Here is a 1538-nt window from a genome sequence, read left to right as displayed (position 1 = left end):
CCGGCGGTGCCGACCGGCTGCCGGCGTCCGCGCAGGAAGCACAGCAGATCGCCGGGGGCAGGCTTTTCCTGCTGCGGGTCGGCGAAGCGATAGGGCAGGCCGTCGGCGCCGGCCTGGTAGGCGGCGCGGATGTAGTCGATATGCCGGATCGAGGTGTGGAAGCCGGCCACGCCGGCGCGCACCATCACGTAGGACACGAAGGCTGCCGACCACGGGTTGTCGACGATGAAGGCGCGGCAGTCGTTTTCGCGGTAGCGCGACCCGTCCAGCTGCTGGCAGCTCTCCGCACCGTCGAAGCGGCCCATTGCGCCCAGCGTGCCGCTGTCGCGCCAGTAGGCGGCGACGCGCTGCCAGGCTTCGATGCCGTCGTCGGCAAGGTCGGCGCGCTCGGCCTCGGTCACGCGTAGGCCGGCCAGGCGGCCGTCGCGATCGATGAACGGGCGCCACCACAGCCGGTGCTCGTTGCAGGCGGTGCGCACGATCGCCACCGCCGCCGGGGTCAGGCCGAAGCGCGGCGGCAGATCGCAGACTTCCGCGGCCGCGGCGCGGCCGGCGGGAAACAGGGCGGCGACACACAGCAGCGCGAACCAGGGGCGGAACATCGGCGAACTCGGTGGGGACGGGGAAGCGCGCAGCGTCGCAGAGCGGCGTTGGCGAGGCCGTGAAGTGTAGGGCGTGCCGCGCGATCCAGGCAGATCGCGCCGTGCTGGCTAGCGCGTTTGCTGGCGGATCAGCGCTTCGCGGTTCGCCCTTGGCGTGGCAGGACTCATCCAGCGGGGAATGACGCGCTCAACGTCCCTAATGCGTCATGCATACAGGCGTGCGCCACGAAGGTGTGTCCGCGTTCGCAGGTGGTGGATTCGCCGTGCGATCGCCTCGTCCGCGCGGCTCTAGCCGCCTACTGCGGCGGCGTTCCGAGTTTCAGCGACAGATCCACGGCCTGCACATGCTTGGTGAGTGCGCCGATGGAGATGCAGTCGACGCCGTCCTGCGCGATCGCGCGCACCGCCTCCAGGTCGACGCCGCCGGAGACTTCCAGCGGAATCGCGCGATTGAATGGTGCGGCCGCGGCGATCGCCACCGCGTCGCGGCGCTGTTCCGCAGTGAAGTCGTCGATCAGGATGCGATCGCAGCCGGCCTGCAGCGCTTCGCGCAACTGCTCCAGAGTTTCCACCTCGACCACCAGCGGCAGCGCCGGCCATTGCGCGCGCGCGGCGGCCACCGCCGCAGGCAGCGAACCGGCGGCGTGGATGTGGTTCTCCTTGAGCATTACCGTGTCGTACAGGCCGATGCGGTGGTTGCTGCCGCCGCCGCAGCGCACCGCGTACTTCTGCGCCAGGCGCAGGCCGGGCAGGGTCTTGCGCGTGTCCAGGATGCGCGCGCCGGTGCCGGCGACCGCGGCCACGTAGGCGGCGGTGGCGGTGGCGGTGGCCGACAGGGTCTGCAGGAAGTTCAGCGAGGCGCGCTCGGCGCTGACCAGGGCGCGACTGCGCCCTTGCAGCAACGCCAGCACCGTGCCGGCGGCCACGCGCTGGCCT

At 71.4% G+C, this 1538-nt stretch carries 2 protein-coding genes; both read right to left on the bottom strand.

Annotated features, from left to right (window positions below; genetic code table 11):
• Positions 1–602: DUF2272 domain-containing protein (locus D180_RS15600; RefSeq protein WP_017913533.1), on the bottom strand; the 602-nt coding region annotated here is incomplete at its 3' end.
• 296 nt (positions 603–898) lie between these two features.
• The coding region (gene nadC, locus D180_RS15595; RefSeq protein ID WP_017913532.1) for a carboxylating nicotinate-nucleotide diphosphorylase at positions 899–1538 on the bottom strand (640 nt) is incomplete at its 5' end.

It is taken from the genome of Xanthomonas sp. SHU 166, assembly GCF_000364685.1.
GTDB lineage: Bacteria > Pseudomonadota > Gammaproteobacteria > Xanthomonadales > Xanthomonadaceae > Xanthomonas_A > Xanthomonas_A sontii.
Note: the sequence above shows the minus strand (reverse complement) of the source record. Positions and strands in the feature narration are given on the sequence as shown.